Raw genomic sequence first — 6,888 nt, 5'->3', positions numbered from 1 at the left:
CGGCCCGCAGCAGGACCGAGGCCGGATCACCGACGACAGCGGCGCCGGAAACCTCGACGCCAGGCGCCAGGGCCCGCGCCTCCGCGACGGCCGCCGCCGCGATCTCGTCGGACTGTTGCGCGCTGACGTCCGGCGGTTCAAAGGCGGTGACAATCCTCAATGGAGCATCGTGGCGCCGGGCCTCCGCAGCGGCCCAACGCAACGCGGCCCGGCTCTGCTCCGAGCCGTCGATGCCGACGACGACGTCGAGGTGTCTCATCTCTGCCTCCAGTCATGGGAAACGGGTCCGCAACACCATGGTTGTCGCGACTCCGGCGACCGGGCAGGAGGGCGAGCCACCAATCCGGGCGCTCTCCGTTGCTGACGGCCAGCAATCAACGTGGCAGCCGAACCAGCACCTTGCCGGTGACCGGCAGTCCACGGTCGCCGACTTGTCCGCCGTGGAGCCTGCCGGTGAGCCGCGGCCGAGCCCATGGTGGAAGTGGCGGCTGCGACCGCCGGCCACCGCCCCGTCAGCAGAGGGCTCCGGGACGGATCAGAAAGGAATCATCATGCATTCCCCTTCACCGCTTCCGGTACTTGTCGGATTCGACGGTTCGACGGCAGCCCTGTCGGCCGTTCACCACGCCGCCCGGGAAGCGCTGCGGCGCGGCTGTGGCCTGCAGATCGTGCACGCGTTCGGCTGGCCGGTGATCCTGCCGCCGTTCCACGCGCCCTACGATCAGCATGATCAGGGACCGCGGGCGGCGATGCTGGATCTCCTGGCGCGGACCGCGCACGAGGTCCGCGCCGATCACCCGCTCGTGCCGGTGACCACCCGGCTGATCGACGGGTCACCCGGTGGGGTACTGGTCGAGGCCTCCGGCGAGGCCCAGCTGCTCGTCCTCGGTCATCGCGGCCTGGGCGGGTTCGCCGGGCTCCGGGTCGGCTCGGTGGCCACCCAGGCCACAGCCCACGCCCGCTGCCCGGTCGTGGTGGTACGCGGCGACCATCCGCCGGAAGGCGCGCCGATCGTGCTCGGCACCGACGGCTCGCCCGGAGCCAACCGGGCGGCCGAGGTCGCCTTCGCGCAGGCGCAACTCCGCGACGTCGAGCTGATCGTGGCCCACCATCAGCCGGCCGGCAGCAGCTCCGCGTTCTGGGCCACCGCGGGCGACGCGGGCGCGCTCGGGGCCGGTACGCGCCACCCCGACGTCAAGTACCGCACCGAGGTCGTATCGGGCGACTCGGTCGCGTCCGCACTGATCGATCTCGCGTACCGCACCGCGGCCGGCCTGCTGGTCGTCGGTACGCGAGGCCGGGGCGGGTTCCGCGGCCTGGTGATGGGTTCGACGTCGCGCGGCCTGATCGAGCACGCCTCGTGCCCGGTGCTGGTGGTTCCCGCGCCCCAGGACGTGAACTGACGCGACGACACCGTCGCCGACCCGAAGGGAGACAGACATGCTCAACGACGCCGAACAGCGCCGATTGACGCAGATCGAACAGGAACTGCGGTCCGACGATCCGGCGTTCACGCAGCCATTCGGCCGGCTCCCGCTGCGCTCGCCCCAGGAATGGCGGGGCATGACCGCACGCGGGTGGTTGCTCGCGGCCGCGCTGGTCATGGGCTTCGCCGTGCTGATGGGCAGCCGGGGAATGGCGCTCATCGCGGTGGGCGCGGCGGCCGTGAGCGGCGGCATCTGGCTCGCGCACGAACTCCGCTCCCCCGACGACCGGCAACCGCCACGGCCGTAGCCCGGTCCGGGTCAACAGCAGCAGGAAGCGTCGGACCTGCCCGGTGTCGCCTCGCGCACCGGCATGTCACAGCCGAGGGCGGTACATCGGAACGCGCTCGCGACGATGCACTCCAGCGGCCCACGGGGGGAAGGCCGGCGAACGCGCACCGTGGCGTTCGATGTCTCGGTGTGCCCAAGGGCGCTGCGACGGCGATCGGTCAGGTCCGACGCCTGGTCCGATGGTGACGCGGTCCGGACCACGCGGACATGCGCGCCGCACGCAGCAACGGACGTTCCACTTTGCCGCGCGTCGGCAACGTTCGCTCGTTTGCGCCTCAGCCTCCCGTTCCGGCGAGGAGGTCCGACTCCCCGAGGAGGGGCCATGTTCACGACCATCGCCTGGGCCACCGACGGTTCCGCGTCGGCGTCCGACGCACTGCCCGTCGCGGAGGGCCTCACCCGGGCCACCGGCGGCAAGCTGGTGATCATCCACGTCCAGGAGGTGACCATCAGCAGGTCCGGCTTCCTGGCCGAGGACAGCGCAGCCGTGCTCGATGCGCTGCACCGCACGGTCCGGCGGTTCCGGGAGGACGGCGTCGACGCCACCGTGATGTCGTCCCGGACCACCACCCGTAACGTGCCGCGGAAGATCCTCGATCTGGTCAGCGCCGCGCGGGCCGACGTGCTCGTCATCGGCAACCGCGGGCACGGATCAGTGTTCAACCTCCTGCTCGGCCGGACCGCCACCCGACTGCTGCACGGCGCGTCGGTGCCGATCATCGCGGTGCCGTCCCGGTCCGCCTCGATCTCGCCGTGGACCGGCGTCCAGCCGGCGCAGCCGGGCCACCCGGTCAACCACCGGCGCGCCGACCTCGTGAGTCGAAGCGGGGTGACTCCCGTTACATCTCGACCCAGGTAGTTGTAGCTTCAAGTGAATCCCCGTACGGTATTAGTTGTTGCTTCAAGTAAATCCGCTTCAACGAGAGGGACGGTCATGGCGCACATCAGCATCATCGGCACCGGCAACATGGGCTCGGCGATCGCCGGCCTGGTCACCAAGGGCGGCAACACCGTCGAGGTGTTCAGCTCCTCCGACACCGGCAAGCCGGTCACCGGCGACATCGTCGTCCTGGCCGTCCCCCACGGGGCCGTGCCGGCCATCCTGGCCGAGCGCGCCGACCAGCTCGCCGGCAAGGTCGTCGTCGACATCACCAACCCCCTGAACTTCGAGACGTTCGACTCGCTGAACGTCCCCGCCGACTCCTCGGCCGCCGCCGACATCGCCCGCGCCCTGCCGCAGTCCCGGGTGCTCAAGGCGTTCAACACCAACTTCGCCGCCACCCTGGTCTCGGGGGCTGTCGGCTCGCTGCCGACCACTGTCCTGATCGCCGGCGACGACGCGGACGCCAAGGCTCTGCTGGCGGGTGTGATCACCACCGGTGGCCTGCGCGCCGTGGACGCGGGCGCCCTGAGCCGGGCCCGGGAGCTCGAAGCGATCGGCTTCCTGCAGCTCACCCTGGCCGCCGGCGAGAAGATCGCCTGGACCGGCGGCTTCGGCGTCGTCGCCTGAGCAGTCGCCGGCCGGCGAATTGCACGACGGTAAATGACCGGTTAACCAAAGGACATTGGATTCACGTCGAGCTCCCGGCTTAGCCTGGCCGCAAGGCAAGCGGTAGGCCGAAAAGGAGCTTGGCGTGTTCTACGAGATTCGGCGGGAAACGGCGGCACCGGGCCGCGGCAAGGAACTGGCCCGGTGGATGGACGAGCAGGTCATTCCCGTGCATGAGGCGGCCGGAATGGTTGTCGTGGGCGCGTTCACCGATACCGACGACGAAGACGCTTTCGTCTGGATCCGCAAGTTCCGCGATGCCGGGGAACGCGAAGAAGTCGTGGCCCGGGTGCACCAGGATCCGCTATTCGAATCCGAGATCAGGCCGCGGCTCGGACACATTCTGGCCGGTGCAGCGGTCACCGTGCGGCTGGCGCCGACCGCCTCCTCCCAACTCTCATGAGTTTGTCCGTCGAGTCCGGTGTCGCCGTGCCGATGCGCGACGGCGTCACCCTGGCGACCGATCTGTGGCGACCGGCCGGGAACGGTCCGTGGCCGGTCCTGCTGACGCGCACCCCGTACGGCCGGACCTCCACCGCTCACCTGGGCAATCCGAAGCTGCCCGACCTCCGGGTCCTGGTCGACCACGGCTACCTGGTGGTCGTCCAGGACGTACGGGGCACCGGGGACTCCCCCGGCCTGCTGGAACCGCACCGCTTCGATCAGAGCGACACCGTCGACACCCTGGCCTGGCTCGCCGGGCAGGTCTGGTGCGACGGCCGCGTGGGGATGTGGGGCGCCTCGTACATGGGCTTCCCGCAGTGGCAGGCGGCGACCCAGGCGCCGCCGGTGCTGCGCGCGATCGCTCCCTTGATGACCTCGGCCGACCCGTACCGGGCCTGGCACTCGGCTCAGGGTGCGTTGGCGCAGGGCACGTTGCTCAACTGGTCGGCCCGCATGGCGATGGCCAACCTGGCACGCCAGGAGAGCGACGGGCCCTCGGCGGAGATCCGGGGTGCGCTCGGCGATGCGGACCAGCTGATCGGCCGCCGCGACGCCATCGTCCGGGGCCTGCCCTGGCTGGGCGAGATGCTCGCTCATCCCGAGTACGACGCGTACTGGCAGTCCCGGTCCGCGTTGGAGCGCAGTGCGGCGATCGTCGTTCCGGCGTTCAACCTGACCGGCTGGTACGACGTGTTCGCGCGGGAGGTCGTCCGCTCGTACACCACCATGCGCCGCAGCGGTGGCAGTGTGGCGGCCCGGGAGGGGCAGCGGCTGGTCATCGGCCCGTGGGGGCACGGTGACGGTGCCGACCTCGGAGTCTTCCCGGACCGTTCGTTCGGGCTCGCCGGGTCCGTCAAGGCGGCGGCGATCACCGAGGCGCATCTGCGGTTCTTCGACCGGTGGGTGAAAGGCCACGACACCGGCACCGGCGCGCGGGTACGCATCTTCGTCATGGGCCTCGACCAGTGGCGCGACGAGGACGACTGGCCCCTGCCCGGCACCCGGTACGAGGACTACTTCCTGCACAGTGCGGGACAGGCCAACAGTTCCGCGGGCGACGGACGACTCCACCGGGCCCCGGCCGTCGAGGACCGCAGCGACTCGTTCCCGTACGATCCGCGCCACCCGGTCCCGACCTTGGGCGGAGCGACCCTCGGCGTCGACGGACTCGCCGGCCCCACCGATCAGGCGGACGTGGAGCTCCGGGACGACGTCCTCTGCTACACCACCGAAGCGCTCGAAATGCCGCTGGAGGTCACCGGCCACGTCACCCTCACCGTGCACGTGTCCTCGACCGCGGTCGACACCGACGTCACCGGCAAGCTTGTCGACGTCTTCCCCGACGGTCGCGCGATCATCCTCTGCGAGGGAATCTGCCGGATGCGGTACCGGAGCTCGTTGAGCCGGCCGCAGCCGCTGGAGCCGGGCGAGATCGTCGAGGCGACGATCGAGCTGGGCGTGACCTCCAACGTCTTCCGGCCCGGGCACCGCCTCCGGCTCGAGGTCGCCGGCAGCGACTTCCCCCGGTTCGACCGCAACCCCACCACCGGCGGCCAGGTCGCCGTCAATCGCATCTTCCACGGACCGCGGCATCCCAGCCGGCTGACGTTGCCGGTGATCGCGAGGACCACGTGAGCGTGCAGCGCATCGAGGCGGATCTGCTGATCCCCGGCCGCGGTGCGCCCGTCTCCGACGGTGTCGTCGTCATGGACGGCCCGGTCATCACGTACGCGGGCCCGCGCGGCGGTGCTCCGGCCGGATCCTCGGCGGTCGAGCCGATCCGGGCCCGTACCGTCATGCCGGGAATGTGGGACTGCCACACGCACCTCAACGGCGGCCGTCCGGGCACCTTCGATTTCGCCCAGCTGGTGCAGGAGCATCCCGCGACCCGCGCCGCCCGGGGTGCGCAGAGCCTGCGCCGCGCGCTCGACGCCGGTGTCACCAGCAGCCGGGAGCTCGGCGGGATGGGGTTGCACCTGGCTCCGGTGGTCGCCGAGGGGTTCGTGCCGGGCCCGGCGATCTACGCGGCGGGTTCGGTGCTGTCGGCCACCGGCGGCCACGGCGACATCCACACCCTGCCTACGGCATGGGTGCACGACTGTGGTCGCGCGGGCGCCGGCTTCCGGCTGGCGGACGGCGAGGCCGAGTGCGCCAAAGCGGTACGCGAGCAGCTCCGCCACAACGCCCGGATCATCAAGGTGTGCGCCTCCGGCGGCGTACTCAGCGTCATCGACGATCCGATCCATCAGGAGCTGACCGTCCGGGAGCTGCGCACCGTCGTGGAGGTCGCCGGGCTAGCCGAACGCAGCGTCGCGGCGCACTGCCACGGCAAGCCGGGGATCATGGCGGCGCTGGAGGCCGGCGTGCTGACCATCGAGCACGGCAGCTACCTCGACGACGAGGCGTGCGCGGCGATGACGGAGGCCGGGGCGATTCTGGTGCCCACCCTCACGATCGTCCAGGAGCTGCTGGACAGCGAGCTGCTGCCGCCGTACGCGATCCGGAAGTTGCGGGGAATCGCCCAGCTGCACCGGGAGAACATCGCCCGGGCCCATCGGGCCGGCGTGCGGATCGCGATGGGGTCGGACATCCAGAGCACCGGCGACGCCCCGGCCGCCTGGGGACGGCACGGGCGCGAGGCGGGGTTGCTCCACGAGATCGGCATGGAGCCGCTGGAGGTGATCGAGGCCGCCACCGCCAACGGCCCGGCCACCCTGGGCCGGCAGGCGCCGCTCTCCGGCCAGCTGCGGCCGGGCTACGACGCGGACGTCGTGACCGTCGACGGCAACCCGCTGCGCGACATCTCCCTGCTCGCGGACCCGTCCCGGATCTCGGCGGTCTGGCGGGCCGGCATCCCGGTGAAGGGCCGGCAGCCACAGTGGATCTCGAACGCGTCCTCCTGCTGATCCTGGCCGGCGTCCTCGCGGGAGGGGTGAACGCGCTGGCCGGTGGCGGCTCGCTGATCACGTTCCCGGCCCTGCTGATGACCGGCCTGCCCTCGGTCCAGGCGAACGTCACGAACTCCGTGTCGGTCTTTCCCGGCTACCTGTCCAGCGTGCTGGGCAGCCGGGCCGACCTGGCCGGGCAGCGGCACCGGCTCCCGTGGGTGCTGCCCGCGTG

9 protein-coding genes are annotated in these 6,888 nt (G+C 71.2%); 8 read left to right on the top strand and 1 reads right to left on the bottom strand.

All coding sequences use genetic code 11. From position 1 onward, the window contains the following. On the bottom strand, positions 1 to 259 hold a 259-nt coding region (locus tag AB0C29_RS26555), incomplete at its 3' end, for a universal stress protein (protein ID WP_360825308.1). A 292-nt stretch (positions 260 to 551) separates the two neighbouring features. Between AB0C29_RS26555 and AB0C29_RS26550 the strand changes: the two genes are divergently transcribed. The 8 genes from AB0C29_RS26550 to AB0C29_RS26515 form a co-directional block, all read left to right on the top strand. Continuing rightward, the gene (locus AB0C29_RS26550; protein WP_360825305.1) at positions 552 to 1,403 is read left to right on the top strand and encodes a universal stress protein; all 852 of its coding nucleotides are present in this window, start codon (positions 552 to 554) and stop codon (positions 1,401 to 1,403) included. Between the two features lie 37 nt (positions 1,404 to 1,440). Continuing rightward, positions 1,441 to 1,734 carry a DUF3040 domain-containing protein gene (locus AB0C29_RS26545; RefSeq protein WP_360825303.1) on the top strand — a complete coding sequence of 98 codons (294 nt, stop codon included), beginning with the start codon at positions 1,441 to 1,443 and terminating at the stop codon, positions 1,732 to 1,734. Positions 1,735 to 2,097: 363 nt separating this feature from the next. Next, a complete protein-coding gene (locus AB0C29_RS26540) occupies positions 2,098 to 2,634 on the top strand; it encodes a universal stress protein (protein WP_360825300.1) in 537 nt (178 codons plus the stop codon). Positions 2,635 to 2,709: 75 nt separating this feature from the next. Then, positions 2,710 to 3,285: an NADPH-dependent F420 reductase gene (locus AB0C29_RS26535; RefSeq protein WP_360825297.1), complete on the top strand. Its 576-nt coding sequence runs from the start codon at positions 2,710 to 2,712 to the stop codon at positions 3,283 to 3,285. Between the two features lie 124 nt (positions 3,286 to 3,409). After that, positions 3,410 to 3,727 (top strand): NIPSNAP family protein, encoded by a 318-nt coding sequence (locus tag AB0C29_RS26530; protein ID WP_360825294.1) that lies wholly within the window; start codon positions 3,410 to 3,412, stop codon positions 3,725 to 3,727. After that, the gene (locus AB0C29_RS26525) at positions 3,724 to 5,403 is read left to right on the top strand and encodes a CocE/NonD family hydrolase (protein ID WP_360825291.1); all 1,680 of its coding nucleotides are present in this window, start codon (positions 3,724 to 3,726) and stop codon (positions 5,401 to 5,403) included. Before AB0C29_RS26530 ends, AB0C29_RS26525 begins: the two co-directional genes overlap by 4 nt. A 71-nt stretch (positions 5,404 to 5,474) precedes the next feature. Further along, positions 5,475 to 6,674, top strand: a complete 1,200-nt coding sequence (locus AB0C29_RS26520) for an amidohydrolase family protein (protein WP_360825311.1) — start codon at positions 5,475 to 5,477, stop codon at positions 6,672 to 6,674. Beyond that, positions 6,647 to 6,888 (top strand): TSUP family transporter (locus AB0C29_RS26515; RefSeq protein ID WP_360825288.1); only part of this gene is annotated, 242 nt, incomplete at its 3' end. The genes AB0C29_RS26520 and AB0C29_RS26515, both read left to right, overlap by 28 nt.

This window comes from Actinoplanes sp. NPDC048791 (assembly GCF_040650095.1).
GTDB lineage: Bacteria > Actinomycetota > Actinomycetes > Mycobacteriales > Micromonosporaceae > Actinoplanes.
This window is presented reverse-complemented; position numbering and strand designations above follow the sequence as displayed.